Raw genomic sequence first — 26,190 nt, forward strand, 5'->3', positions numbered from 1 at the left:
ACTATGAAAGTAATAACGATTCGATGAAAATCAGGGCGGTATTTCGACCTGTTTTCTAGAGCCAACCATTGTCGCGAGCAGTTTTCGCGGCCTCGACGCGGTTTGAGGTATTCGTCTTCGTGATAATTGACGACACCTGATTGCGCACCGTGCCCTTGGCAATGAAGAGCTGGCCGGCGATTGTGCCCGTATCAGCGCCTTGGAGAATCAGTCGAGCGATCTCGACTTCGCGGTCGGTCAGGGGAGAGTCGGCCGTGAAAAGTGAGGCCTCGGCCAAGGCCGGATCGATGACTCGGAGGTCGGAGTGGATGCGTCGAATAGCTTCTGCGAGCTGCTCAGGAGGCGTGTCCTTTGCCAGGAATCCGCTGGCACCGGCCTGAAGTGCGCGTTTGAGGTAGCCGGGGCGAGCAAAAGTAGTGACGACGAGGCAGCGGCAGTGGTCAGAAATTTTCGCGATGGTGTCAATGCCGTTGAGGCGCGGCATTTCGATGTCAATAAGCGCGACATCGACGTCCTGCTCGATGACTTTTTGCGTTGTTTCAATGCCGTCGGCGGCTTCAGCCACGATGTCCAAGTCCGGTTCGGTTTCCAGTAGAGCCTTTAAAGCCCCTCGAACTAGGTGCTGATCATCAGCTATGAGAACGCGAATCATCTATTCTCCCGCGCATATTCGGTGACGGTTGTGTCAGTGAGGTGGTTTTTGGAGCTTGTGGTGGATGAACGGCCCGCGTGGTGGGAGCGGTGCGAGCGCTGCAAGCGTGACTGCGTCATCGTGGCCACAAGGCGAGTGCCGCGACCTGGTGCGGACTCGATAATGAGGTCACCGCCAGCATCCTGGACACGCTGCTTCAGCCCAGCCAATCCACCAGCGGCGACAGTTTGGCCTTCGCCCGTGGTAGCCGCGGAGGAATCGCAGCCTAGGTCGGAAATGTCGAAGCCGATGCCATCGTCGATGATTTCCACGCTGGATGGTGTGAGTTCGATTGAGACATTCTCCGCCTCAGAATGCCGAATGATATTGGTGGTGGCCTCGCGAATCACCCAGGAGAAGAGTTTCGCATTGGTGGTTACACCGCTGGAATCGTCGGGAAGCGAAGCCTCAATGTGTGCGGTGTGGAATGCCCGCGCGGCGGCGGCGAGCTCGCCTGCGAGATCCGGCTGGCGCATGCGTGTGACTGTTGAGCGGACTTCGGCAAGCGATGTGCGCGACAGAGCGGTGATGGCCTCGAGTTCGGCAGCGGCGGCATCGGGGTTGGTGTGGACCAAACGCCGCGCGACTTCAGATTTGAGCGAGATGACCGTCAGCGAATGGCCCAGCACGTCGTGGACATCGCGGGCGATGGAGTCGCGCTGCTGGCTGAGCTCAATTTCCTGGTTGAGCTGGGCTCGTTCCTGGGAGAACCTGCTGAGTTGAACAACGCAGCAGACAACGACGGCCCAAAACAGGGCATCGATGGGTAAGATGAGACCGCTTTCCGGAGCCAAGAAATGACTAATGGTAACGATTGTTGCGCCGAGCACGCCAATGCTGAGGATGGCGGGGATGATGGGCAGCATCCAACTGAGCAATGCTGCGACAAATGGCAGGAATGCGCTGGCGCCGTTTCCCACAAGCGGGATGGAGAGCAGGCCGAACGCTGCGACTATGCACAGGGCAAGTATGTTGCGAGCTCGTTGCAACCAGCCGCGAGGATAGTAGTGAAGTGAGCCCCAGATGAAGATGTACACCAGCGCAAAGCTGACAATCAGCGCAGTTATCTGAGCGACCTTTTCGGCGCCGAAACCGAAGAAGACGAAGGGTAAAACCACAATCCAGATGCCAGCCGACAGTGCGGAGTAGACATGGAATCCCTGGAAGGGATGGCTGAAGCTGCGTCGCAAAGTGGTTGTCATAGATGCCTAGGCGGTCTCGGTCGGTGGCAGAGGGAAGTTGGTCTAGTTAGTCACAGGTTAGATGGAGGCGATGGCTATCGCTTGGGTTTGCTATCTAGCCGTGTTTCGCCGCGCTATTTACAGCCGCGACTTCTCGCGCTTGTTCAGATATATGCAGAAGCCGATTAGCAGGATGCTCCACACTGCAACATTGACAATGGGCACCCACAGTGGCTCGGTGTAGAGTCCTGCACCAGTATCCGTGCTGGGAGTAAGACCTGCGGTCAGCGGATACCTCGACAGAGTCACAGAACCGAACAGCGGCGTGAAGCGGCTGATTGCCAGCAACGTGCCCTGCATCGGGATAAAGAGGTTACCGAGGTAAGACAGCACGACAATCGAGCCCGACGCGATACTGAGCGCTGACGGCTTCGGCAGCAGCAGTGCCCAGGCATAGCCGTAGAAACCAAACGGCAGACAGGTTACAACACAGAGAATGAAGCTGACAATCCAGGCCCGTGGCTCCATCTCGGCGCCGATGACGAGGCCGAGAAGATACATTGCCGCAATCGGCAACACTGCGGCGAAGAGCACCAGAATTGCCTGGCTTAGTACAATACGCGACGTCGACATTGGTGTCAGCGCAAGCTGGCGACCCCATCCCGTGGTTTGCTCCATAATCGTTTGTCCGGCGCTGGCCACCGCTGCTGTGACGCCGCCGTAAATAGCCATGCCAATCATCACGTAGGCGGTGACATTGCCGTGAGGGAAGGCATCGCCGCCGCGGTCGAGCGAGGCACCGAACACCAGAAAGAACAAGATGGGCAGGCCGATGGAGAAGAACAGGTTCGACCAGTCGGACAGATAGCGTTTGATCTGAATGGCGATGTATGTCGACAGGCCGTGGGATTCGGTTAGCTTTGTTGCGCTGGTACCAGCAGTCGCGCCGGGTATGTCGGACGAAGTTTCAGTCGCGGTGTACGTCATGGTAATCCTTTCCAGTTATTTCCTTTAGTTCCCAGCAGCCACGGCGACATCGGGCGTGGCATCAGCTGCAACATCTGCGTCACGCTGCATAGAAATGAAAATGTCATCAAGCTTCGCGCGCTGGACCGTGAAGTCGGTCGCATCCGTCTCCGTTACCAAGTGACGAAGCAGTGAGTCCGAATCCCGTGTCCGCAGCCGCACGCGCCTACTGGTCCCGGCCGGTTCCCCAGCAGCGCTACTCAACCAGGTGACCTCATCGACCTCAGTGCGCTCTGAAAGCTCCGGTGCCGCACCCGGAAAATTAGCCTCAACCAGCACTGATTTACTCAGCGCAAGCATGCTCGGCGTATCCAAGTCCGCCATGATACGCCCCTTGTGCAGCATGATGATTCGCTTCGAAAAATCCTCCGCCTCATCCATGTAATGCGTGGTGAACAACACCGTCGTGCCACGCTCCGCCCGGGCATGAATATCCGCCCAAAAATTGCGCCGCGCACTCGGATCCATCCCCGCTGTCGGCTCATCCAACATAATCAACTCCGGATCACCGAGCAGGGCCAACGCAAACTTCAATCGCTGCTGCTCACCGCCCGAGCACTTACCGACTTTCCGCTTCAGCAAGGGTTCCAGCCGCGCTTGCTTTACGACGTCCGCCAACGCCACATGCTCCGAATAGCCACTGGCAATCATCTTGAGTGTGTCCTCGACCGTTACGTCGGGAAGCAAACCGCCCGTCTGCAAGATAGCGCCGACCTGCTGAGCATTGACCGCGTTCCTGGATGATTGGCCGTTGACTTCGATGCGGCCGGCGGTGGGTGTGGTCAGGCCGAGGATGAGATCGATAAGTGTGGTTTTGCCTGCGCCGTTTTCACCGAGGATGGCGACGACCTCACCGCGGCGGACGGTGGCGCTGACATCATCGAGTGCGGTTACCTGGCCTTTGCTGAATTGCTTGGTGATATTGGAGAACTCGAGAATTACGTCCGGATTCATAGTTCCAAGTTCAGCGCGGATTAGAGGTATGGACGTATAGGTAATGTCACGAATTGCCCATGACAGGTGTCATTGCTTGTTGGCGTAGCCAACCGTTGGATTCCACTCCCAGACTTTCTGGCAGGCAGGCCATCCTGGTTTATAGTCCACGCGGGGACGGCGCTTTTGTACCCATCGGATTGCCTGCTCGATTTCGTCGAGGACGCTGTCGAGATTCCAATTGATGCATGAGTCTGTGAACCGCAGGACTATCCAGCCGTGCAGCGTGCCGGAGTTGGTCTTCCAACGATCTGAGATGAATGAGTCCTCGTTCGCGTGGTACTTCTCGGAGTCGACTTCGATGGCTATTTTCCACTGGTCAAGTAGGATATCGAAGCAGTAGGGGTCGATGAAGTGGTTCATTCGGATCCGGTACCCGCGCTTAATCAATGGGCGAGCCAGCTTGCGCTCGAGTTCGCTGCATGCGCCGATCGGCGTGGTGGCGATGGTTTCACGCAGCCATGCGGGGACTTTCCGCATCCGGCTGAGGTCGTGGTTGAGTCGCTTCTCGCCGTCCCGGCCGGCGTAGTGTGTTTCCAGGATTCTGCGTGCATAGTCTTTTGAAGCTCGTGCTGCCCAGAGTGCTTCGACAACTGGAAGGCCATTGATGCTGGTGCAGGCCGGCAGGCGGCTATGCCTAATAGAGAAGGTTTCGGCCTGAACTGATCCCGCGCCTTCCGTCTGGATAGGAAATGTCAGGGGAAGTCTCAAGTGGATTTGAGCTGCGCTTTTACCGCTTAGAGCAATCTTTTTGTAATGCCCTGTGATTGCTCGGGCGACTGAGGCGGGAGAGTGGTCGTCAATGTAGAGGCCACGTACTAATTTAGTTAGTCTGCCTTGTTGTAGGAGGGCTCTGGTCTTTTTCTCTCCGATGCCGAGTGCACGTAACTCGGCCGTGGTGAAACTTCCCATGGTCGGGACTCTAAGCCTTTTTGATTCAGGGGCTTTTCTTTGAGAGAGGCTCCGCGTCCAATCTGTGGACAACTTTCAAGGTGTGGATAATCCAGGCCGCCCGCAGCCGCGCAGCCGCAGCCTCAACCTCAACCTCGTACCCGCGGACCATCGATAAGACGGCTTGCGCTTCACCAGGAGCCAGTCGCTGCGTACCAAGGGCCAGCTGGTGAAGCGGAACCCCGCCTGCGGTGCCTGCGGTGCCTGTGCTGGCCCCAAATCCCCACAGCCACCCCAAAGCCCAGGGAAGCGAGCATAACCAGCCCATGTAAAGCAGCCTTCGCTACGCTGGGAACTATGGCATTTGCAGCAGAGCAACCCGTCCTCGCGCACTCGGAGTTCCGTCCCGTCGGTGAAGTCGAGCGCGCGGAGGGAACCTTCGAGGTCATCAGCGAGTTCGAGCCCTCGGGCGACCAGCCGCAGGCAATCGCGGAACTGTCGGAACGCCTGGACAGAGGCGAGCGCGAGGTCGTCCTGATGGGTGCCACGGGTACCGGTAAATCAGCCACTGCGGCGTGGCTGATCGAAAAGGTGCAACGGCCAACCCTCGTCATGGCGCCGAACAAGACTCTGGCGGCTCAGCTGGCCAATGAGCTCCGCAGCCTGCTGCCAAACAACGCGGTCGAGTACTTCGTTTCCTACTACGACTACTACCAACCAGAGGCCTACATCGCGCAGACCGATACCTATATTGAAAAGGATTCCTCCATCAACGAGGATGTGGAGCGCCTGCGCCACTCGGCTACTTCAGCGCTGTTGTCGCGTCGCGACGTAGTCGTCGTCAGCTCTGTTTCTTGCATCTATGGCCTGGGTACCCCGCAGTCTTACCTCGACCGTTCGGTGTGGCTGAAGGAGGGCGAGGAAGTCGATCGCGACCAGTTCCTGCGCCTTTTGGTGGACATTCAGTATGCCCGCAATGATATCGCCTTTACCCGCGGCACCTTCCGAGTAAAAGGCGACGTGGTCGACATCATCCCGGCCTACGAAGAAAAGGCCGTGCGAGTGGAGTTCTTCGGCGACGAGATTGATTCGCTGTACTACCTCAATCCAGTCACAGGCGACGTCATCGACCAAGCCCCTGAGCTGCGCATTTTCCCTGCTACGCACTACGTCGCCGGCCCGGAGCGCATGGAACGTGCCGTCGCGGACATCAAGGCCGAGCTCGCCGAACGCCTGGCAGACCTAGAAAACCGCGGTAAGCTGCTGGAAGCACAGCGTCTGCGCATGCGCACGGAGTACGACCTCGAAATGATCGAGCAAGTCGGCTTCTGCTCCGGTATTGAGAACTACTCGCGCCACATCGATGGTCGCGCGCCGGGCTCGGCCCCCGCGACGCTCATCGACTATTTCCCGGAGGACTTCCTCACTATCATCGATGAGTCGCACGTCACTGTGCCGCAGATTGGCGGCATGTTCGAGGGCGATGCCTCCCGTAAGCGCAACCTCGTCGACTTTGGTTTCCGCCTCCCGTCGGCGCTGGATAACCGGCCGCTGACGTTCGATGAATTCGATGCCCGAGTGGGCCAGGTCGTGTTCATGTCCGCAACGCCGGGTGACTATGAGCTCGAGAAGGCCGGTGGTGAGTATGTGGAGCAGGTCATTCGTCCGACTGGGCTGGTGGATCCCAAGATCGTCGTTAAGCCGACTGAGGGACAGATTGATGATCTGATTGGCGAGATCCGAAAGCGCACCGAGCGTGACGAACGCGTCCTCGTGACCACCCTGACGAAGAAGATGGCGGAGGACCTGACCGACTACCTGCTCGAAAATGGCGTGCAAGTGCGGTATATGCACTCGGATGTGGATACGCTCAAGCGCGTTGAGCTGCTGCGACAGTTGCGTCTCGGTGAGTACGACGTGCTGGTCGGTATTAACCTGCTGCGCGAGGGCCTCGACTTGCCCGAGGTTTCGCTGGTGGCAATCCTCGACGCTGACAAGGAGGGGTTCTTGCGTTCGGAGCGTTCGTTGATTCAGACGATTGGTCGTGCCGCGCGAAACGTTTCCGGCGAGGTGCACATGTACGCCGACAAGATCACCGATTCCATGCAGTTCGCCATCGATGAGACGGAGCGGCGCCGCGAAAAGCAGATCGCGTACAACACCGAGCATGGTATCGATCCGCAGCCGCTGCGCAAGAAGATTGCGGACATTCTGGATCAGGTTTACGACAACGCTGACACTGATTACGAAGGCAAGACCGGTGCGCCCGCCGATGCGCTGCTCTCGCGTGCCGACGGCTCGGGCGCGGCCGATGGTGCCAGCGGTAAGCAGATGCCGCGGGCTGAGCTCGAGGTTCTTATTGCAGATTTGTCGGAGCAGATGGCCGCGGCTGCGCGTGAGTTGAAGTTCGAGCTCGCGGGGCGCTTGCGCGATGAGATTTTCGACCTCAAGAAGGAACTTAAGGGGATGATTGAGGCCGGTGTCGAGTAGTTTTTTGCTACTGTTGTGGGAAGTAAAACAGTGTATTCGCGAAAGTGCCTCTGGCCAGTGGGTTCGGGGCAACGACGGCGTTACGCACGATGAACTGTTTTAATGCAACTTCCACAGTGAGGGATAGTTTTCATGAGTGATTACAAGACCATTGTTGTCGGCACGGATGGTTCTAAGTCGTCGCTGCTCGCAGTAGAGCGCGCTGCCTCGATTGCTGCCGCTTTCGATGCCACCCTGGTTATCGGCTGCGCTTACTACGAGACTGCAGAGGATGCGTCCAAGACCCTGCGCCAGGATTCGGTCCAGGTCCTCGGTGATGACCCGGCTCAGAAGAACCTGGCTGCTGCTAAGGAGGCCGCAGAGGCCGTCGGCGCGACCAAGGTTGAGACTGAAGTTCGCTCGGGCTCCCCGGTTGAGGCTCTGATGTCGCTGGTCACTGACCGTCGCGCGGACCTGCTGGTGGTTGGTAACCGTGGTATTAACTCGCTGACTGGTCGTCTGCTGGGCTCCGTGCCGGCGGATGTTGCTCGTCAGTCGGACTGTGATGTCATGATTGTTCACACTGTGAGCTAATAAAACCGTGAGCTTACAAAACGGTGAGCTAACAATTTAGCTTTCGTTTTAAACCGGCGCCTCTGAGTTGAGGTGCCGGTTTTTCTATTGCCGTCCGGTGATAACTCCTTCTTCAACTACAAAAGGCCAGCTAATTCCATTTCTAGTTAAGACCTGGTTGCGAAGGGATTCAGGAAGAACTTCGGTACGGCTGCCATAGCCCATGAGGTACTCGTCAAAAGCGGGCAGTCGAAGCGTCAGTGAAAGCGCGGCTTCAAGCTCGGCCTCAGTTACGTTCTGCTGCCATGCCGGCATGAAGTACTCATTTTGCGTGAGGGGTTCGCCGGTGAATTCTGTGTCAGTTGGCGCGTGCGAAGAGGCGGAGGAATCGAGGGAGAAAGGAACTATTAAGTGGTCGATAAGCTTAAGGGCCTTTTTCGCTTGAGTTTTCGTCAGTCCCAGCCACCACGCGAAGTCAGCTACACAGATAGGTCCGCGGGAATCAACATAGCGCCAGGCAATGTCGGCCAGCGTGGATTCAGCTGAGTGTCCTGTGCTGGAGCCCTCTGTGGTTTTTTCTGAGAGGCCGCCTTTGAAAGTTACGTCGGTAAGCAGGACGAAGGTATCTTGGGCTCCTTTTCGTGGCCCTTGGATGACAGCGCCTTCGCCGCCGAATGTGCGCAGTAGGTGAGGGCCTCTTTGTTCCGTGGGGTCTATTCCATGATCTGCGAAAACCTCATAGGCTTCGGTCCGAGTCAGCGGGTCGGACAGACCACGTGAGCGCAATTCGGAATGAAATGCTGCCCGTGCGGTCTGCACATCATCTTGAGAAAGTCCGAGTGTCGTACGGCGTCTTGCTGCCGCCTTTTCGATGCGCGGATTCGTCAACCTCATAATTGCTTCCGCGTCTTGTGCTGAAACAAAGTGCAGGGTGCCTCGTTGAGACCAACAGCGAACGATGTCGAAAGAAGAAATGGCTGCTAAAACATCGTCGGAGGTGCTGCCACTGCGTAGGGCGATGGCATTAACACCGTTCGAATAATTCTGCCCTTGTAGAGCAACCATGCCATGCGTTGCTGATAATGCAGGCGACTTGAGATTTGTATTCCAATCGCTGCGTGCTTGACTTGCAGCTAACCTCTGGGCAATGAGACGGCGTGCGCGAAGTTCAGCTAACTGAGGTAGATAGTTTTGGGACATTATGTCTCACTCATTCTGTACGGCACTATCCTCGTCATTCTAACCATTGCAGCTCCGGCAAAACGCTCGACTGCTGAGGCGCCACAACAATTAGTCCCTGGGTCGCACGAGTCAGTGCAACATACAGGTCCTGTAGCCCCTGCGGAGATTGCGCCACAATCTGGTCGGGCGCGACGACGATGACCTCGTCGAATTCCAGGCCCTTTGAGGTCGTGATGTCGTAGACCGCGCAGTTGGTGAGTTTGTTGGGGCGAGTAGCAGGTGCGTCATTGGCGCTAGTCGCGTCGGCAGCATTAGAGCCACCAGCCCCGCCATCTTCGCCATCTCCACCAGTTCGACCAGCGAGAAAATCCCGCACCTCCGCGCGCGTGGCTTCGAGCAACTCTGCCGGGGCGATGACCGCGACCAGGCGATCCGGTTGTGCAACCCGCTCCACATGTGCCAACGCCTCCGTCACGGTGCGAGCCTGAACAGGCTTGCGGCCGGTCGCGCGAATCGACTGCGGCGCCTCCAGCTCCGAATCAATCTCAGCCAGGACGCTGGCGGCAACCTCCATCACCTCAGCAGGGGTGCGGTAGTTGACGGTCAGCTCGTGGAGATGCCACCTCGAGCCGATGATCGGTTCCAGCACATCGTCCCAGGTCGCGGCACCTGCGGGTGAGCCCGTCTGGGCCACGTCGCCGACGAGGGTCATCCAACCATTGGGGCTGCGGCGGCGCAGCATGCGCCAGGCCATCGCGGAGAGTTCCTGAGCCTCGTCGACGATGACATGGCCGTAGGCCCACAGGCGATCCGCCGCCGCCCGCTCGGCGGTGGATCGCAGGTCGCGCTCACGGTGGCGTTCGGCCAGTGCCTCGGCATCGATGACGTCGTACGCAGATAGAATCTCGGCCTCGAAGCCGTCGTCAAGGTCCTGGGACGCAGAGCTGGACAGGGTATCCAACGCGCCCTGCGCCTCCTCGACGCGGGCCTGCCAATTCTCGTCATCGGTCTCCGCTTCACCAACCGGACCGAGGAGCTCCGCCAGCTCGTCGAGAAGCGGGGCGTCGGAAGGCATCCAGTCGGTGCCTTCCGGCCGGTAGAGAGCCTCGCGCGTCAGCTCGTCGTAATCGCTGGCGGCGTAGTCGATGGCCTCGCGGGAACTCAGCAGTTCCGACAGCACCTGCTCGGGTGTGAGTGCGGGCCACAGCTCGTCGAGGATGTCAGCGACTGCTCCGGATTCGTCAATTTCGTCGCGCAGGTCGGCAACGTCGGTCACGGACAGCAGGTTTTCGCCGCCCAGCGGGTCGGCGCCAATGACCTCGGCCATCTGTGCGGCCAGGAGTTCCACCACGTGATCCCGGAAAATCGGACGTGCCAGATTGTGTGGTTTACGAGTCCGCCGCGCACGCGTTCGCGCGGCTTTCACCATCTCTGGCGTGATGGTCAGGATGATGTTGTCGTTATGGACTTCAAGCGACTCCGCGGGGAGCTCCTGGTAGGCCCGCACGGCTTCGCGCAGGATAGTGAGCATCTCAATCGAGCCCTTAACTTCCTGCGCAACCAGGGGTTCGGGGTTGTGCCCGTCGATAAGCGCGTCGGAAGCGTGCACGCCGGGGTAGAGATCGGCGATGGTGGTCAGCACCACGCCTGTTTCGCCGAGGCTCGGCAGCACGCGCGAGATATAGTCGAGGAAGGTCGTGTTCGGGCCGATGATGAGGACACCGGTTTTCGCCAGCTGATCGCGGTAGGTGTAGAGAAGCCACGCGACGCGATGCAGCGCCACCGCCGTCTTGCCCGTGCCGGGACCGCCCTGGACGACCAGGGTGCCGCGGGTGGAGTCGCGGATGATGAGGTCCTGCTCGCGCTGAATGGTCTCCACAATGCCGCGCATATGGCCGGTGCGCGCTTGATTCATGACCTCGCGCAGCACCGATTCGCCACCGACACCAGCCTCGACTTCGGTTTCGTGTGCGCTGTCGGCTTCCTCGCCGGAGAGCCATTCGTCGTCAATGCTGCGGACCTTCCGGCCGTGCGTGCGCAGGTGTCGACGCAGGCTGACTCCCTCGGAATGCGCGGTCGTGGCCAGGTAAAACGGGCGCGCACCGTCGGCACGCCAGTCCATGATGACCGTGCGGTAGTCGTCGTTTTCATCGGACAGGCCGATTCGCCCGATGTATCGCTTATCGACGGTCGCCCCCGGCCCTTCCTCTGCCAAAGGATTGTCGGGGTCTGGGTCATCGATATCGATTCGACCAAAGACCAGGCCAATCTCGGCTGAGCGGTAGCGGTCCAGGTTAGCCTGTAGTCGGTGGTATTCCACCTCGCGTTCAACGCGGGCTTGCGGGTCTGGGTCGTCGATGAGCATGACCTGTCGCAGGTACTCCTGGTCGCGCTCGCGTGCCCGGTCGAGGAAGCTGAACGCACGATCGACGTAGGCCTGTTCTGCAGCGAGGGTGCTCTCTTCTTCTCGCTGTGGTGCTGAACTTGCCTGGTCCGGCAGACCTGCCTGGCCAGTGCGGCCAATGCGGCCTGTCTGGTCCTGCCCGGGCTCGGATGCGAGCGACGCCAACCTGGTCTCCTCAACAGTTCGTTAAAACTAGTGCTAATTGATGTGCTGAATGAATATAAAAATATGAAAACGCCCCCGCACGCGTAGTGGCGTGGGGAGCGTTTAAGTATACCGCTTTAACTGCGGCAGCAAACTTACTGCAGGCGCTTCTGCGCCTTCTTTGCAGACTTCTTGGCCTCCTTGGAAGCCTTGGCTGCGCGCTTGCGCAGTTCCTTGCGCTGCTTGCGAGTGTCCTTCTTGAGATCCTTGCCCAGGTCCTCGGCGTAGTCGCGAGCGTCCTCAGCGAGCTCGCTAGCCTTGGCAATCCAGTCGTCCTTGTTGTCCTCGACGTAGCTCTTAGCGGTGTCGAAGGCGCCGGTGAGCTGCTCGCGCCAGCTGTCCTTGTTGTCCTCGACGTATTCACGAGCCCCATCGGTGGCCTCAGAAGCGCGGTCGCGGAGCAGGCCGGCCTTTTCTCGGACGTTCTCGCCGGCGGAAGCGAAAGCTGCGCTGACTTCCTCAGTGCGCTGCTCGGTTTCAGACTTGGTCGGCAGGGCAGCCTGAACCTTCTTGTTCAGCTGCTTGCCAGCCTTCTCAGCGCGCCAAGCGACACCCGGCTTGCCGTCGGTGTCAGCGGTAGCCAGGAAGAGGCCACCCAGCAGACCGATGTCGGTCAGGAATCCAGTGCGGCGAGCCGCCTTCTCCTTCGAGTCCTGGGTCTCCCAGAATGCGTGGCGAGCCAGCATCGTCGGAATTTGTGCAGCGACCAGAGCCGTGGCGGACAGGCGTGGGGCCTTACCCAGAGCGTAGAGGGAACCGGCGGCAACCTTGGTACCAGCGACGGCCTGAACAACCAGCTTCTCGCTATTTGGCACGTACTTGTTGTACTGGTTCGGGGTTACGGAGCGGACGCGGGCAATCAAGTCGCGTGCGCCCTCTTCATGATCCTTCTGGTTCATCAGCGTGTCGACACCGTCGGCAACGAAAACCGAGGCCAGCATTGGTCGGGCAAACTTGCGAATCATCTAAATTCCATCTCCTTTGTCGTCCAGGTGAAACCGTGTTTTTGGCCACCTGGTCGCTGTAATTCACTATTAATCCTACGCAGCCTGGCCTATTTATGTCGTGGGAATGACGAGTTTTTCAGACGCTGCGACTGCATCTAGCGCTACCAACCACGCTCATCCAGCACTACCAGCCGCGCTGGCGCCAGTTCTCCACCTCGGGGCTCTCGACGCCAACTGTGGTGTCCTTGCCGTGGCCGGGGTGAATCACCGAGTCGGCGGGGTAGACGTGGAAGACACGGCTCTCGACATCGTCGATAAGCTGCGAAAAATCCTCGGGCGAGTACGTTTTACCGACTCCGCCTGGGAAGATGCTGTCACCGACGAAGAGGTGGTGTGACGGGGTGTCGTCGGAAAGCGCGCCGGTTACCTTGGCGGACAGGTCGAGACAGAGGCCGCCTTTGGTGTGCCCGCGCAAGATGAACGTGGGAAGCGTGATGCCCTCGCCGAAAGTAATGGTCTCGCCGCCGTCGAGTTGCTGGTCGGCGGGTTCGGGAATGGCTGCAGCGTCGAGGCATGACGTGATGTGGCGAGCCGGGAATGCCTGCAGGAGCTCGCCGAGCGCCTGGACGTGATCGCCGTGGGAGTGCGTGGTGACAATCGTGCGGACCCGCGCGCCGACGTGCTCAACCAGGCGGACTAAATGGTCGGCGTCGGTGGCGGCATCGATGAGTAGGGAATTGTCGGGCTCGCGGGAGTCGACCAAAAGGTAGACGTTGTTTTCCATCGGTCCGACGGAGGTTTTATAAATAGTGACATTGCCGTAGTCAATGCGCTCAACGCCGCGCGTGCTCGGCGCGTTGGAGTAGGGGCTAATTGTAATGACGTCGTTCATGCGCCCCAGGGTAATGAGGTGTCTGTCGGTGCGCTAGGAACGCGACTTAACTGCGAGTCTCTGAACACATGTGCGAAAAATTGGTTATGGACTGTAGACTGGTCGGCAGTGAATCGTCGACGAATTGAGGTTTCCCACTGTGGCTGAACGTCTAGTGGTCAGAGGCGCCCGCGAGCATAACCTGCAGGGTGTTGACATCGATTTGCCCAGAGACAAGATGGTGGTTTTCACCGGTCTGTCGGGGTCGGGTAAATCGTCACTGGCATTTGACACAATTTTCGCCGAGGGCCAGCGCCGTTACGTGGAGTCGCTGAGCTCCTATGCGCGCATGTTCCTGGGGCAGATGGAAAAACCCGATGTAGAGATGATTGAGGGGCTCTCGCCGGCGGTGTCAATCGACCAGAAGTCGACGAACCGCAACCCGCGCTCGACCGTCGGAACCATCACAGAAGTGTATGACTACCTGCGTCTGCTCTACGCACGCACCGGTACTCCGCACTGTCCGACCTGTGGGGAAGTAATCTCCTCACAGACTCCACAGCAGATTGTCGATCAGGTCATGGAGATGCCGGAGGGCACCAAATTCCAGGTCCTCGCACCCGTCGTGCGTACGCGCAAGGGTGAGTTCGTCGACCTGTTTGAACGCCTCGCATCCGAGGGCTACGCGCGTGTCATCGTCGACGGCGAAATGCATCGCCTGACGGATCCGCCGAAGCTGAAGAAGCAGGTCAAGCATGACATTGACGTGGTTATTGACCGCCTCCAGGTGAAGGAGTCACAGCAGCGCAGGCTCACCGATTCCGTCGAAACGGCGCTTCTGCTTGCCGACGGCGTCGTGGTCATCGACGCAGTCGGGCTAGAGGCAGATGACCCGCGTCGAACCCAGCGTTTCTCGGAGAAAATGGCCTGCCCGAATGGGCACCGCATCGCTATCGATGAGCTGGAACCACGGTCGTTTTCGTTTAACTCGCCGTATGGTGCCTGCCCGGAGTGCGACGGCATCGGCACCAAGCTGGAGGTGGACACGGACCTGGTCATTCCAGATCCGTCGCTGCCGACGATTGAGGCGATTGCGCCGTGGCGGCAGACGCTGAACAAGAAGTACTTTGAAAAGCTGGTCGAGGGGCTCGCCACCGAGATGAGCTTCGACCCGACCACGCCTTTCGAGGATCTCACAGCGCCGCAGCGTAAGGCCCTGCTGCATGGTTCCAGCCACAAGGTCACGGTGCGTTACCGCAATAGGTACGGCCGTACTCGCCAGTACACCGCGCCGTTTGAAGGCGTGATGCCGTACCTGCACCGCAAGCTGTCGCAGGCAGAGAGTGACTCTCAGAAGGATCGCTTCCAGGGGTACATGCGTGAAGTGCCGTGTCCTGCGTGTAATGGCACGCGTCTGCGGCCAGAAATTCTTTCGGTGACGCTGGATTCGGCGGAGTTCGGGCAGAAGAATATTGCCGAGCTCACAGAGCTGTCGGTCCACGATGGCTCGGCATTCCTGAATTCGCTGACTTTGGGCAAGCGCGAGGAAATGATTGCCGGTCGCGTTCTGCGTGAGGTGCAGGCTCGTCTGAAGTTCCTGCTGGATGTGGGGCTGGACTATCTGTCCCTGTCGCGTTCGGCGGGCACGCTGTCCGGTGGCGAAGCGCAGCGAATTCGTCTGGCCACCCAGATTGGTTCGGGGCTCGCTGGCGTGCTTTATGTCTTGGATGAGCCGTCGATTGGTCTTCACCAGCGCGATAACAATCGTCTAATCAAGACTCTGAAGAACCTGCGCGACCTGGGCAATACCCTGATTGTGGTCGAGCATGATGAGGACACGATTCGCGAGGCCGATTGGCTGGTCGACATTGGGCCAAAGGCCGGTGAATACGGCGGCCAGATCGTCTACCAGGGTGACCCGTCGGGCATTGTTGACTGCGAGGAATCACTGACAGGTGCGTATCTCTCGGGTCGTCGGGTATTGGCAGTGCCGGAGAGCCGGCGTGCGATTGATAAGTCGCGCATGGTGACGGTCAAGGGCGCTCGCGAGAACAACCTGAAGAAGATTGACGTGAAGTTTCCCCTCGGTGTGCTGACCTGTGTGACGGGGGTTTCCGGATCAGGCAAGTCGACCTTGGTCAACGAAATTCTGGCCAAGGTGATGAGCAACGAGCTCAACGGAGCTCGTCAGGTGCCGGGTCGACACAGCCGCGTGGAGGGGCTGGATCACCTGGACAAGCTGGTGCAGGTTGATCAGTCGCCGATTGGCCGCACCCCGCGCTCCAACCCCGCGACGTACACCGGCGTGTTCGACAAGATTCGTAACCTCTTCGCCGAGACGCAAGAGGCCAAGGTCCGCGGCTACAAGCCCGGTCGCTTCAGCTTCAACGTCAAGGGCGGTCGCTGTGAGGCGTGTAAGGGCGACGGCACCATCAAAATCGAAATGAACTTCCTGCCGGATGTCTACGTGCCCTGCGAGGTCTGCCATGGCGCGCGCTACAACCGCGAAACGCTGGAAGTTCGCTACAAGGGCAAGACCATCGCCGAGGTGCTCGACATGCCCATCTCCGAGGCAGCGGAGTTCTTTGAGCCGATTCAGTCGATTGCGCGTTATCTCAATACGCTTGTCGACGTCGGCCTGGGCTATGTCCGTCTCGGACAGGCGGCAACCACGCTCTCGGGTGGTGAGGCTCAGCGCGTGAAGCTGGCCAGTGAGCTGCAGAAACGCTCTAATGGTCGCACCGTTTACATCTTGGATGAGCCGACCACGGGTCTGCATTTTGAGGACATCCGCAAGCTCATGCTGGTATTGCAGGGTCTGGTGGACAAGGGCAATACCGTCATTGTCATTGAGCACAATTTGGATGTCATCAAGTCTGCGGATTGGATCATTGACATGGGACCGGAGGGCGGATCCGGCGGTGGCACCGTGGTTGTAGAAGGCACGCCGGAGGACGTCGCGAACTGTTCCAGCTCCCACACCGGGCAGTACCTGAAGCCGCTGCTTAAGTAGCTTAGGTAGTCGGCTCGTTTCCGTCGGAAATTCCTGGACCGTCGGTGCGGGTGACGCCTTCCAGTCTGTCAGCAACGGGGTCGGCATCGGCAGCATTGGCATCGGCGGCAGCGGCAGCGCCGACAGCGGTGGCAGCGTCAGAATCGCTGGCGGTGCCGTCACGGTCCGATGCCGCTGGTTCCTCGGCATTCTTCTGCTTTGCTCCGGAGACCGCCATGGCTAGCAGAATTAGACCACAGCCGAGGAACGCCAAGGCGCGGATAACGCCATCGAGTGTTGCCATGTCGTAGAAGATCAGCTTGACGATAGACAGCGCCGCAATGGTCAAACCCGCTGCCAGTCGCGCCGGAATGTGGTGGAACCTCTTCGATAGCACCAGCATGCCAGCTATCGTGGCCCAGAAAATACTCAGCAACATGTGTGCAGCGTTGAAGCTCACGCCAATAGTTGTGAGCAGCACGATAAATGGCATACCCAGCGCAGCCAGGCCAATCAGTGCAAAAGCTGGCGGCAGCTGCGACCTTGCCGCCGTCACGGCCAGGCCGACGTCGGCGCACAGCAGGAACAACAGCGAAAGCATTTCTGCCCACGTTGCCGAGTAGTCAGCCGCAGCACCGGCATTCAACGCTGCGGGCAGGATGTAGAGGTGTACTACCGTTGCGCCGAGCAGCCAGGTCAGCGCCGCAATCTTTGTATAGGGTGCGACGGCATCCCGCGTTGGCTCAGGAGCTTGTAGTCGGGTGCCAAGCGCGCTGTGCTTCGGTGCTGTGGCCAGCGCCCAGACAAAGAGCGCGGCACCGATGGAGATTGGGATGAGACCCCAGGCGTGGGTTCCAGTACCGGCTCCTGCGTCCCCTTCTGGGCCCGCTACCGCGAGTGCAAGCCAGGGCAGAATTGCCGTGGCCAAGGCCATTGGGGCGAGATAGCTGAAGATGGCACGGTTCCAAAGGAATATCGCAGCAATTGCGATGAACAGCACGAATCCGCCGTAGAACAGCAACCAGAGGCTGGAGGTGGACTGTGCGGCGTTGACCGTTGGGACTGCAGCTATAACCGGAGTCGAGAAGGCAACTACTGACGTGGTGGTGACCAGATCGTCTTCCCAAGTGCTGGTCTCCGAAGGCTCGTCGTCAAGCTCGGGAGTGAGTTGGCGAGCCAACGCCAGCGGGCCGAACTGGGCAAACACGAAAAGGGCAATGGTGAGTGCGGCGATTGCAGGCAGCACCAGTGCATTGTTGGTCGTGATCGCGCCGATGAGAACGTTTGCGCCGAGCAGGAATGCGACTACGTACTTCCGGAAGGGGATGTTCAAGAAGCAGACGGTAGCGGCGATAACCATCAGTTGAAGGGTGATTTGCGCGAGCGAGGAGCTCAGCGGGCGGGCGTGGAAGTTGAGGCCGATCGTCGCCCACAGCATTAATCCGGTGTTGATTGTGATGGCCCACGCGGCGGTTGCGCTCGACTTTGTCCACCGCGCGCCGTATAGGCCGACGGCGGCGAAAGGCAGCATGATGACCAGCGTCGCCGCCACCGGAATCCAGTCGAGGAGGTAGGACATCGACATCGTTGTCAGGTGTGCAGCGGCTAGCGATGTCGCAATCAATGCCGTTACGCCAGCAGGCGGTGCTTGACGACGGTGCGCTCGCACAGCCGCGACCGCGAGCACGGCGGCCAACAAGTAAGCCAGGACCACACGCCCGGCCGGTCCAATCAGGCCGGATTGGATTGCGACCGCGACGAAGAACGCGATACCGGCAGCGGTGATGAGACCGCCAAAGATTGCAATGATTCTGATGATTGCCTTCTCGTTGCGCCACCAGGGTTCGCGGGGCTCGCGAGGTTCACGCGGTGCCTCTGGCAGTTTCGGCGGCGGGGCGGAGCCGGTTGGGGAAGACTGCGGTGAGGGAGAAGACTGCGGCGACTTCGAATCCCGCCGCCACTGGTGGGCAGAGGGGAAGCCGAACATCGGCTGCGCACCTGCGTCGCTCTGTGGCAGGGGAGCTGGTTGATTCCGCCAGTCCGCTTGTGTTGGCGGTGGCTGCGGATTGTGTTGATGTGCCCCTTGGGGCGCAGCATGGGGCGGCGCTTGAGGTGTCCGCTCAGGCGCCGATTTAGGTACCGCTTGAGGTACCGGCGCAAATTCCGTTCCCGTAGTTTGAGGCGCGCTCGGTACAGTCGGCGCTTGTCCGCTTGCCTGCGAAAGGCGCACCTGCCAAGTTCGGGTGAGTTGAGCCAGCCGAAGCGAGCTGGCCTCCAAATCTGCCAGAGCATGGGAAAGCTCTGAGACGGAGTCGCCGGTCAGGACAAAATCTCTGGTCGGGGGCTTGTCGTATCGGGCGGAATGCTGATTAGGGTTGGTGTTCTCGGCTTTAGGGCCAAAGCCGTTGGAGCCAGTATTCATGGTGACGACTTTAATCGTGTTTGACCTAAAAACTATGGAGAGAATCTACCAATCTGATTACAATTCCGATTGCACTTTTTAACGCTCGGTAGTGCGCCGGGGGAGCTGATGGCGAATAACCTGGCGTAAGAGTCGGTTTTGGTATGCGAGAACGCTTGTGTTAGCATCTCGTGTACGACCGCCAGAATGTGATGCTTCTTGCTGCCTTCGGGGAGCATTTAGTTGCATTCGGCAGCGAAGAGGATTTAAGTCCCACCCTAGGTGCGCCAAAGAATTACGGTAGCGCCGGGGTCCACCCTAATCGGTGATGTCACATCGCACGATTGGAAGGCGTCCTTATACAGTGTGTAGTAATCCGCTGTAGACGCGTGGCTTTTCTTCCTTTCCCGCTTGCTATCGCGGTTTGAAACGAAGATTGTTCAGGTTCAACCTAGGAGGCCACATCAGCGCTGAAGCTCGTATTAACGAGGATATTCGAGTACCGGAAGTCCGCCTTGTAGGACCGAATGGTGAGCAGGTGGGCGTTGTCCGCACCGGTGACGCACTCAAGCTCGCTTACGAAGCAGACCTTGACCTGGTTGAGGTTGCTCCGCGAGCAAAGCCGCCGGTCGCCAAGATTATGGACTACGGCAAGTTCAAGTACGAACAAGCCCAGAAGGCACGCGAGGCTCGAAAGAACCAGCAGCAGACTGTGGTCAAGGAGCAGAAGTTCCGTCCGAAGATTGATGACCACGACTACGAAACCAAGAAGAACAACGTTGTTCGTTTCTTGGAGAAGGGTTCGAAGGTCAAGGTCACGATTATGTTCCGTGGCCGTGAACAGTCTCGTCCAGAACTGGGATTCCGCCTGTTGGAGCGTCTGGCCGCCGATGTCGAAGAGTACGGCACCGTCGAGTCTCGCCCGAAGCAGGACGGTCGCAACATGACTATGGTCCTGGGGCCGGTTCGGAATAAGGGTAAGAAGTAACCGACCTGACCAGAAATGGTTGTAAACGAGATCTTTGCGCCATGAGCGTCAAAGATCGGTAGGGGAGAGTTTTAACATGAAGCAGAAGACCCACAAGGGCACCGCAAAGCGCATCAAGGTTACCGGTTCCGGCAAGCTGCGCCGCGAGCAGGCTAACCGCCGCCACCTCCTGGAGGGCAAGCCGTCCACTCGTACCCGTCGCCTGAAGGGCACCACGGACGTTGCTAAGTCGGACGTCAAGCGCGTCAAGCGTCTGCTGGGCAAGGCTTAATTTTTCAAGTCTCGTCCCAGGGCAATCGCCCTCTTAATTTCACTAGTTCTTAAAGACAACGAAAAGGAAGTATCACCGTGGCACGTGTGAAGCGGTCTGTTAACGCTAAGAAGAAGCGTCGCGAAGTTCTCGATTCCGCAAAGGGCTACCGTGGTCAGCGCTCTCGCCTGTACCGCAAGGCCAAGGAGCAGATGCTCCACTCCAAGACTTACGAGTTCCGCGATCGCCGCCACCGTAAGGGTCAGTTCCGTCGTCTGTGGATTCAGCGCATCAACGCTGCTGCCCGCGCTAACGACATCACCTACAACCGCTTCGTCCAGGGCCTGAACCTGGCTGGCGTTGAGGTTGACCGTAAGAACCTGGCTGAGCTGGCTGTCAACGACCCACAGGCATTCGCTGCTCTGGTCAAGGTCGCTAAGGACGCTCTGCCGGAGGACGTCAACGCTCCTGCTGCTAAGTAAAGCAGCTACGAGGTAACTCGTACGTAGCGTCGGCAAGCACCTGCGACTCGCAGTGCGGTCTTGCCAACATCTTTGAAAAACCACCGTCGATTGGGTTAACGAATAACCTCGGCGGTGGTTTTTCGTATCCGCGCTGGCAGTTATGAATCCCGAGCCGCATCACTAGGATTAATCACTATGAACTCTGCGCTGTACTTCAACGACGAGCCGTTTACTCCTCGCACTCCGCGCGTCTCGGCGGCTATTCAGCTCCACCGTGCGGCCAAGCGGAAGAAGGCCGGGCGCTTCCTCGTCGAGGGCTTCAATTCCGTCGATGCGGCTATCCGCGCAGAGGCCGTCGTGGAAATCTTCGTCACGGTAGCCGCCGCCGAGCAGTTCTGCGAGCTGCTCAGGGGGTATCTCGAATCTGGGACGCAGCGCAAGTCTGTTTCGCTTATCGACGACTCCGCCGCCCGCTCTTTAAGCGAAACCGTCACCACTACCGGGCTTTTCGCCGTCTGCGACACTGGTGCGGTGTCCACTTCGTTGGAGGAGGCCATTGAGGTTGGAAAGCAGTCCGGTTGTCTGGTGATTCCGGTGGAGTGCAATGACCCGGGCAATGTTGGCACGATTGTGCGCATGACTGATGCCCTCGGTGCTGGTGCGGTGATCCTTGCCGGCGATTCGGTTGACCCTTTGAACTCGAAGGCCGTGCGTTCCTCTGCGGGGTCTGTTTTCCATACACCGGTCGCACGCGAGCGCGATATCGATGTCGTTGTGGAGAGAGTCAGGGAAGCGGGTTTTACCACCCTCGCTACGGCGATGGATGGCGCTCTCACGCTCGGTGTTGATGTGCTTCCCGACGGTCCCGTCGCCTGGCTTTTCGGCAACGAAGCACATGGCCTGTCGGAGGAGATTACGGCCTCGGCGGGGGCGAGTGTGGCCATCCCGATTAAGGGCGAGGCGGAGTCGTTGAACCTCGCCACCGCAGCGGCTATGTGCCTGTGGGAGACAGTTCGGGGTAACTAGGAAACCTCGATGGTGAGGTGCGTGCACGTGTGCAGTTATCCTCGACTATGATTGTTCCATCACAAGAACTGATAGTCCTATATAGAAGTGGTTGACACGTGAGCGATTCGCCAAATCCTATCGATCTTTCCGAGGACGCCCTCCAGGCGGCTGCGCAGAAGGCCACGGATGCCTTTGACGCTGCCGGCAACCTGGATGAGCTTTCTGCCGCCCGTCGTGAGCACTTGGGGGATGAAGGTTACATTCCGCAGGCTCGCCGCGCGCTGGGCTCCATTCCGAAGGCTGAGCGCAAGGATGCTGGTCGTCGCGTGAATGTTGTTCGCGGAGCCGTCGAGAAGCACTATGCAGAGCGTCTTGCGGTGCTGGAGGAAGAGGAAAACGCGCGCCGTCTGGTCGCGGAGCGCATCGACGTGTCGGTGGACACCACGCGAGGCCAGCGTGGCGGTATGCACCCAATTACTATCCTGTCCGAGCAGATCGGTGACATCTTCGTGGGCATGGGTTGGGAAGTTGCCGAGGGCCCGGAGGTCGAAGCCGAGTACTTCAACTTTGACGCGCTGAACTTCCTGCCGGATCACCCGGCTCGTACCCTGCAGGATACTTTCCACATTGCGCCGGAAGGATCCAAGCAGGTGCTGCGTACGCACACCTCTCCGGTTCAGGTTCGTACTCTGCAGTCGCGTGACCTGCCAATTTACGTTATCTGCCCGGGGCGTACCTTCCGTACCGATGAGCTCGACGCCACCCACACCCCGGTCTTCCACCAGGTCGAGGGGCTCGCTGTGGACAAGGGTCTGACCATGGGCCACTTGCGCGGAACGCTGGATCACATGGCAAAGGCGCTGTTCGGTCCGGAGACCAAGACCCGTATGCGCACCAACTATTTCCCGTTCACCGAGCCGTCGGCTGAGGTTGACGTCTGGTTCCCGAACAAGAAGGGCGGTGCCGGCTGGATTGAGTGGGGCGGCTGCGGCATGGTGAACCCGAACGTGCTGCGGGCCTCCGGCATTGACCCGGAGGTGTACTCGGGCTTCGCGTTCGGCATGGGCCTGGAGCGCACCCTGCAGTTCCGCAACGGTCTGACCGACATGCGCGACATGGTCGAAGGCGACGTTCGCTTCACGCAGCCGTTCGGTATCCGCGGCTAATTCACTGACCTACAGATAGGAGTTTTACTTACATGTTCATTCCACAGTCGTGGGTCACTGAAATCGTTCGCGGCCCAGAGAACACCATCAACCCGGACTGGTCCGTCACCCCGGACGAGCTGGATGAGGGCTTTGTCCGCGTTGGTTTTGAAACCGAGGGGCACGAGCCGCTGGAGAAGATCGAGGGTCCGCTGGTTTTCGGTCGTGTCGATCACATTGAGGAGCTCGAGGGCTTCAAGAAGCCAATTCGCTTCTGTCAGGTCAACGTCGGCGATGCCAATGGCACCGGCGAACTGCAGGAGATTATCTGTGGTGCCCGCAACTTCGAAGAGGGCTCGATTGTCGTCGTCGCACTGCCGGGCTGCGTGCTGCCGGGCGGTTTCGAGATTTCCGCACGGAAGACCTACGGCAAGGTTTCCAACGGCATGCTCTGCTCCGAAGCTGAGCTGGGCATGACCGATTCCTCCGCCGGTATTCTCACGCTCCCGTCGGCCCCGGCTGAGCTGGGTTCGTGCGCCAAGGAGTTCATTGGGCTCGATGATGAAAAGTTCGAGGTCAACATCACTCCGGACCGCGGTTATGCGCTGTCGGCCCGCGGTCTTGGCCGCGAGATCTGCTCCGCATTCAACCTCGACTTCGCCGATCCAGCCAAGGTCAAGGAGCTACCGGTCGATGGTGAGATCCTGAACGTCACCATCGACGAGGACACCGACACCCGCCGCTTTGGTCTGCGCCGCGTCACCGGCATCAATCCGAACGCCGAGACCCCATGGTGGATGCGCCGCCGTCTGCTGCTGGCTGGTCAGCGTCCGGTCAACGTGGCCACGGACGTCACCAACTACGTGATGCTGCTGCTCGGTCAGCCGATGCACGCCTTCGATGGCTCCAAGATCGCTGGTGGCCTGCACATCCGCAACGCTAAGGCCGGCGAGACTCTGACGACTCTCGACCACGTGGACCGCAAGCTCGACCCGGCGGACGTCGTCATCTGCGACGACAACGGTATTCAGTCACTGGCCGGCATCATGGGCGGACTTACCTCCGAGATTGCCGACGACACCACCGATGTGGTCTTCGAGGCCGCCAACTGGTCGCCGCTGCACGTCTTCCGCAGCGGTCGCCGCCACAAGCTGAGCTCCGAGGCTTCACGACGTTTCGAGCGCGGCGTGGACACCGCCCTTGTCGAGCCGGCTCTGGACTTGGCCTGCCAGCTGCTCGCTGACATCGCCGGCGGCACTATCGACACTGGTCGCACCCTGCTCGGCGAGGTTGCCACCATGCCGACTATTGACTTTGCCGTCAACCGCGCCAGCGAAGTTGCGGGCGTTGATTACCCGCGTGAAACCGTCATTGGTCGCCTGCGCGAGGTCGGTTGCGAGGTCGTTGACAACGGTGACCGCCTGGCTGTCACTCCGCCAACCTGGCGCTCGGACCTGACCATGTCCGCTGACCTGGTTGAGGAAATCCTGCGACTGGAGGGTCTGGAAGACATTCCGGTTATCCTTCCAATCGCTCCGGCCGGCCGCGGTCTGACCGAGCGTCAGCTGCGCCGCCGCTTCGTCGGTCACGCGTTGGCCCACAATGGCTACCTGGAGATTCTGCCGACACCGTTCATTGCCAACGATGTATTCGACGTCTGGGGCCTGGACGCTGATGACCCGCGTCGTAACACCGTCAAGGTCATCAACCCGTTGGAGTCCGACCACGCTCAGCTGGGCACGACTCTGCTGCCGTCCATGCTGGAGTCGCTGAAGCGCAATGTTGCTCGCGGCCAAGTCGACCTGTCGCTCTATGGTGTGGAGCAGGTATCCATCGAGCGCGGTAACGGTGTCTCGCCGATGCCGTCGACTGCTGGCTTGCCGAGCGAGGCCGAGCGCGCTGAGCTTCTGGACTCGCTGCCGGAGCAGCCGCTGCACGTCGCCACTGTCGCCTGTGGGCGTATCCGCCTGGATAGCCCGTGGGGTGACGAGGACGCGTACACCGTCGCCGATGCCATCGAAGCCGCGCGCATTGTTGCCCGCGCTGCCAACGTCGAGCTGGAGATCCGTAACGCCGAGGTGCTGCCGTGGCACCCGGGCCGCTGCGCTGAGCTGCTTGTCGACGGTCACGTCGTCGGCCACGCCGGTGAGCTGTACCCGAAGGTGTGCAAGGATGCTGGTCTGCCGGAGCGCACCTGCGCTATGGAGATCAATCTCGATGCACTGCCAGTGACGGAGCACCTGCCGGCGCCGGTACTCAGCCCGTTCCCAGCCGTCCACCAGGACGTCGCGCTTGTTGTCAGCGATGAGGTCTCTGCCGCAGAGGTGGAGAAGACTCTGGTGGAAGGCGCCGGTGAGCTCCTCGAATCCATCCGTGTCTTCGATGTTTACCGTTCCGAGCAGATGGGCGAAGGCGTTCGCTCACTGGCGTACTCCCTGCGTTTCCGCGCACCGGACCGTACGCTGAAGGAAGAGGAAGCTTCCGCAGCTCGCGAGGCGGCCATTGAGCTGGCCACTACCCGTCACGGCGCTCAGCTGCGCGGCTAAAAGGGGAAGCCCCAGGCAGAGATACCCATGATTGGCATCTTGCGTCACCGCGACAACAGGCTGAATAGCGCAGAGGCACGAGAGCAGCGTGTCGGAGTGCGCGCTGTGAGCAGTGCGAAGCCTGCGGCGACTGTGGCAGCAGCTGCTGTCACGGCAGGTCTATTGCTCACCGGCGCGCCGAGTGCGGCTGCGCTGGTCGGCGGGGAGGCTGCTGCGCCTAGTGTGGCGGCGGACTCCGTGGTGTCGGTCATGGTCCGGACCAGTCCCCATACCGGAAACTTTTGCACGGGAACTGCAATCGCCCCGCAGTGGGTAATGACCGCAGCTCACTGCGTCCGTGATGTCCAGGTACAGGTTGGGGAAGTCGAGGTCGGTTTCGGCCCGGATGCCCGGCGTGTACCGATTGATCGCTGGGAGATTGCGCCCACCGGTGACGTAGCGCTTATTCACCTAGCGGGCGATGCAGCTCTTCCGGAGTATCCCGCAATGGAACGTCGTCAAGCGTTTTCAGAGCAAGAAACGGCAGGCACGGTCTATGGGCGATCGCTGCTCGGCGATGTTGCGGATGGCTCGCTGCCGATGGCGACCGTCACCGCGTCGATGTGCCCGGTGAAGTATCAACAGTGCGTGCGGGAAGACTCAGTGTTGGCGCACATGGAGCGCCCCGCGGCGTTGCAGGTGGGCGATTCGGGCGGACCGCTCTTTATCGACGGCCAGCTGGCTGCGGTGTTCTCGGGTGCAGTGGCTTTTGATGGCAGCGTCGCCCCGGAGGAGTCGGGTTACTATCTCTACACCACGACGTCATCGGTGGCGCAGTGGGCAGATGGTGTGATGAGCCAGGAGTCAAACGGCGTAGTTGAATGGTCCGGCGTTGAATAGTCCGGCGTGCTGGTTGAACGAAGTGTATGTACCGACGACGGCGTTATATTCATAAATCACTCACGTCACATTGGTAGAATTCCAG

The 26,190-nt window shown here is 59.6% G+C and carries 20 protein-coding genes; 10 read left to right on the forward strand and 10 right to left on the reverse strand.

Features of this window, described 5'->3' with window-relative positions:
* Positions 1 to 55 precede the first annotated feature (55 nt).
* The 5 genes from HMPREF2651_RS00145 to HMPREF2651_RS00165 form a co-directional block, all read right to left on the reverse strand.
* Positions 56 to 652, reverse strand: a complete 597-nt coding sequence (locus HMPREF2651_RS00145) for a response regulator transcription factor (protein ID WP_016422917.1) — start codon at positions 650 to 652, stop codon at positions 56 to 58.
* Entirely contained in the window at positions 649 to 1,893 is a 1,245-nt protein-coding gene (locus HMPREF2651_RS00150; RefSeq protein WP_016422916.1) for a sensor histidine kinase, read from the reverse strand. Before HMPREF2651_RS00150 ends, HMPREF2651_RS00145 begins: the two co-directional genes overlap by 4 nt.
* Positions 1,894 to 2,010: 117 nt before the next feature.
* Positions 2,011 to 2,859, reverse strand: coding sequence for an ABC transporter permease (locus tag HMPREF2651_RS00155; RefSeq protein ID WP_005511993.1), 849 nt, complete (start codon positions 2,857 to 2,859; stop codon positions 2,011 to 2,013).
* Positions 2,860 to 2,883: 24 nt separating this feature from the next.
* Entirely contained in the window at positions 2,884 to 3,852 is a 969-nt protein-coding gene (locus HMPREF2651_RS00160; RefSeq protein WP_038625667.1) for an ABC transporter ATP-binding protein, read from the reverse strand.
* 69 nt (positions 3,853 to 3,921) lie between these two features.
* Entirely contained in the window at positions 3,922 to 4,803 is an 882-nt protein-coding gene (locus HMPREF2651_RS00165; RefSeq protein ID WP_049180966.1) for a type IV toxin-antitoxin system AbiEi family antitoxin domain-containing protein, read from the reverse strand.
* A gap of 336 nt (positions 4,804 to 5,139) precedes the next feature.
* Here HMPREF2651_RS00165 and uvrB point away from each other — a divergent pair, with 336 nt between their 5' ends.
* Together uvrB and HMPREF2651_RS00180 are read left to right on the forward strand one after the other, a co-directional pair.
* On the forward strand, positions 5,140 to 7,272 hold the full coding sequence (uvrB, locus tag HMPREF2651_RS00175; protein WP_049180967.1) for an excinuclease ABC subunit UvrB: 2,133 nt from the start codon (positions 5,140 to 5,142) through the stop codon (positions 7,270 to 7,272).
* A gap of 132 nt (positions 7,273 to 7,404) precedes the next feature.
* Positions 7,405 to 7,845 (forward strand): universal stress protein, encoded by a 441-nt coding sequence (locus tag HMPREF2651_RS00180; protein WP_005511992.1) that lies wholly within the window; start codon positions 7,405 to 7,407, stop codon positions 7,843 to 7,845.
* 84 nt (positions 7,846 to 7,929) lie between these two features.
* Here the strand turns inward: HMPREF2651_RS00180 and HMPREF2651_RS00185 are convergent, their stop codons facing one another.
* The 4 genes from HMPREF2651_RS00185 to HMPREF2651_RS00200 form a co-directional block, all read right to left on the reverse strand.
* Positions 7,930 to 9,024, reverse strand: coding sequence for a DNA glycosylase AlkZ-like family protein (locus tag HMPREF2651_RS00185; RefSeq protein WP_038625658.1), 1,095 nt, complete (start codon positions 9,022 to 9,024; stop codon positions 7,930 to 7,932).
* A gap of 34 nt (positions 9,025 to 9,058) precedes the next feature.
* A complete protein-coding gene (locus HMPREF2651_RS00190; protein WP_070585945.1) occupies positions 9,059 to 11,575 on the reverse strand; it encodes a HelD family protein in 2,517 nt (838 codons plus the stop codon).
* Positions 11,576 to 11,709: 134 nt separating this feature from the next.
* Positions 11,710 to 12,579 (reverse strand): DoxX family protein, encoded by an 870-nt coding sequence (locus HMPREF2651_RS00195; protein ID WP_049180969.1) that lies wholly within the window; start codon positions 12,577 to 12,579, stop codon positions 11,710 to 11,712.
* A gap of 166 nt (positions 12,580 to 12,745) precedes the next feature.
* A complete protein-coding gene (locus tag HMPREF2651_RS00200; RefSeq protein WP_049180970.1) occupies positions 12,746 to 13,453 on the reverse strand; it encodes an MBL fold metallo-hydrolase in 708 nt (235 codons plus the stop codon).
* A gap of 139 nt (positions 13,454 to 13,592) precedes the next feature.
* Between HMPREF2651_RS00200 and uvrA the strand changes: the two genes are divergently transcribed.
* On the forward strand, positions 13,593 to 16,445 hold the full coding sequence (gene uvrA, locus HMPREF2651_RS00205; RefSeq protein ID WP_049180971.1) for an excinuclease ABC subunit UvrA: 2,853 nt from the start codon (positions 13,593 to 13,595) through the stop codon (positions 16,443 to 16,445).
* Position 16,446: 1 nt separating this feature from the next.
* Here the strand turns inward: uvrA and HMPREF2651_RS00210 are convergent, their stop codons facing one another.
* Positions 16,447 to 18,846 carry a DUF2339 domain-containing protein gene (locus tag HMPREF2651_RS00210; protein WP_049180972.1) on the reverse strand — a complete coding sequence of 800 codons (2,400 nt, stop codon included), beginning with the start codon at positions 18,844 to 18,846 and terminating at the stop codon, positions 16,447 to 16,449.
* 415 nt (positions 18,847 to 19,261) lie between these two features.
* Between HMPREF2651_RS00210 and infC the strand changes: the two genes are divergently transcribed.
* The 7 genes from infC to HMPREF2651_RS00245 all read left to right on the forward strand — a co-directional run bounded on the left by infC (position 19,262) and on the right by HMPREF2651_RS00245 (position 26,105).
* Positions 19,262 to 19,813, forward strand: a complete 552-nt coding sequence (gene infC, locus HMPREF2651_RS00215) for a translation initiation factor IF-3 (RefSeq protein ID WP_005511730.1) — start codon at positions 19,262 to 19,264, stop codon at positions 19,811 to 19,813.
* Positions 19,814 to 19,889: 76 nt separating this feature from the next.
* On the forward strand, positions 19,890 to 20,084 hold the full coding sequence (gene rpmI, locus HMPREF2651_RS00220; RefSeq protein WP_005511726.1) for a 50S ribosomal protein L35: 195 nt from the start codon (positions 19,890 to 19,892) through the stop codon (positions 20,082 to 20,084).
* A gap of 77 nt (positions 20,085 to 20,161) precedes the next feature.
* Positions 20,162 to 20,545, forward strand: a complete 384-nt coding sequence (gene rplT, locus HMPREF2651_RS00225; protein ID WP_005511721.1) for a 50S ribosomal protein L20 — start codon at positions 20,162 to 20,164, stop codon at positions 20,543 to 20,545.
* Positions 20,546 to 20,722: 177 nt separating this feature from the next.
* A complete protein-coding gene (locus tag HMPREF2651_RS00230; RefSeq protein WP_049180973.1) occupies positions 20,723 to 21,553 on the forward strand; it encodes a TrmH family RNA methyltransferase in 831 nt (276 codons plus the stop codon).
* Positions 21,554 to 21,651: 98 nt separating this feature from the next.
* Positions 21,652 to 22,701: a phenylalanine--tRNA ligase subunit alpha gene (gene pheS / locus HMPREF2651_RS00235; protein WP_070429629.1), complete on the forward strand. Its 1,050-nt coding sequence runs from the start codon at positions 21,652 to 21,654 to the stop codon at positions 22,699 to 22,701.
* A 32-nt stretch (positions 22,702 to 22,733) separates the two neighbouring features.
* On the forward strand, positions 22,734 to 25,226 hold the full coding sequence (gene pheT, locus HMPREF2651_RS00240; protein WP_049180975.1) for a phenylalanine--tRNA ligase subunit beta: 2,493 nt from the start codon (positions 22,734 to 22,736) through the stop codon (positions 25,224 to 25,226).
* Between the two features lie 27 nt (positions 25,227 to 25,253).
* Entirely contained in the window at positions 25,254 to 26,105 is an 852-nt protein-coding gene (locus HMPREF2651_RS00245; RefSeq protein WP_038625632.1) for a trypsin-like serine protease, read from the forward strand.
* Positions 26,106 to 26,190: the final 85 nt, after the last annotated feature.

The sequence above is a fragment of the Corynebacterium sp. HMSC063A05 genome, assembly GCF_001809695.1.
In the GTDB taxonomy this organism is placed as follows: Bacteria; Actinomycetota; Actinomycetes; order Mycobacteriales; family Mycobacteriaceae; genus Corynebacterium; species Corynebacterium amycolatum.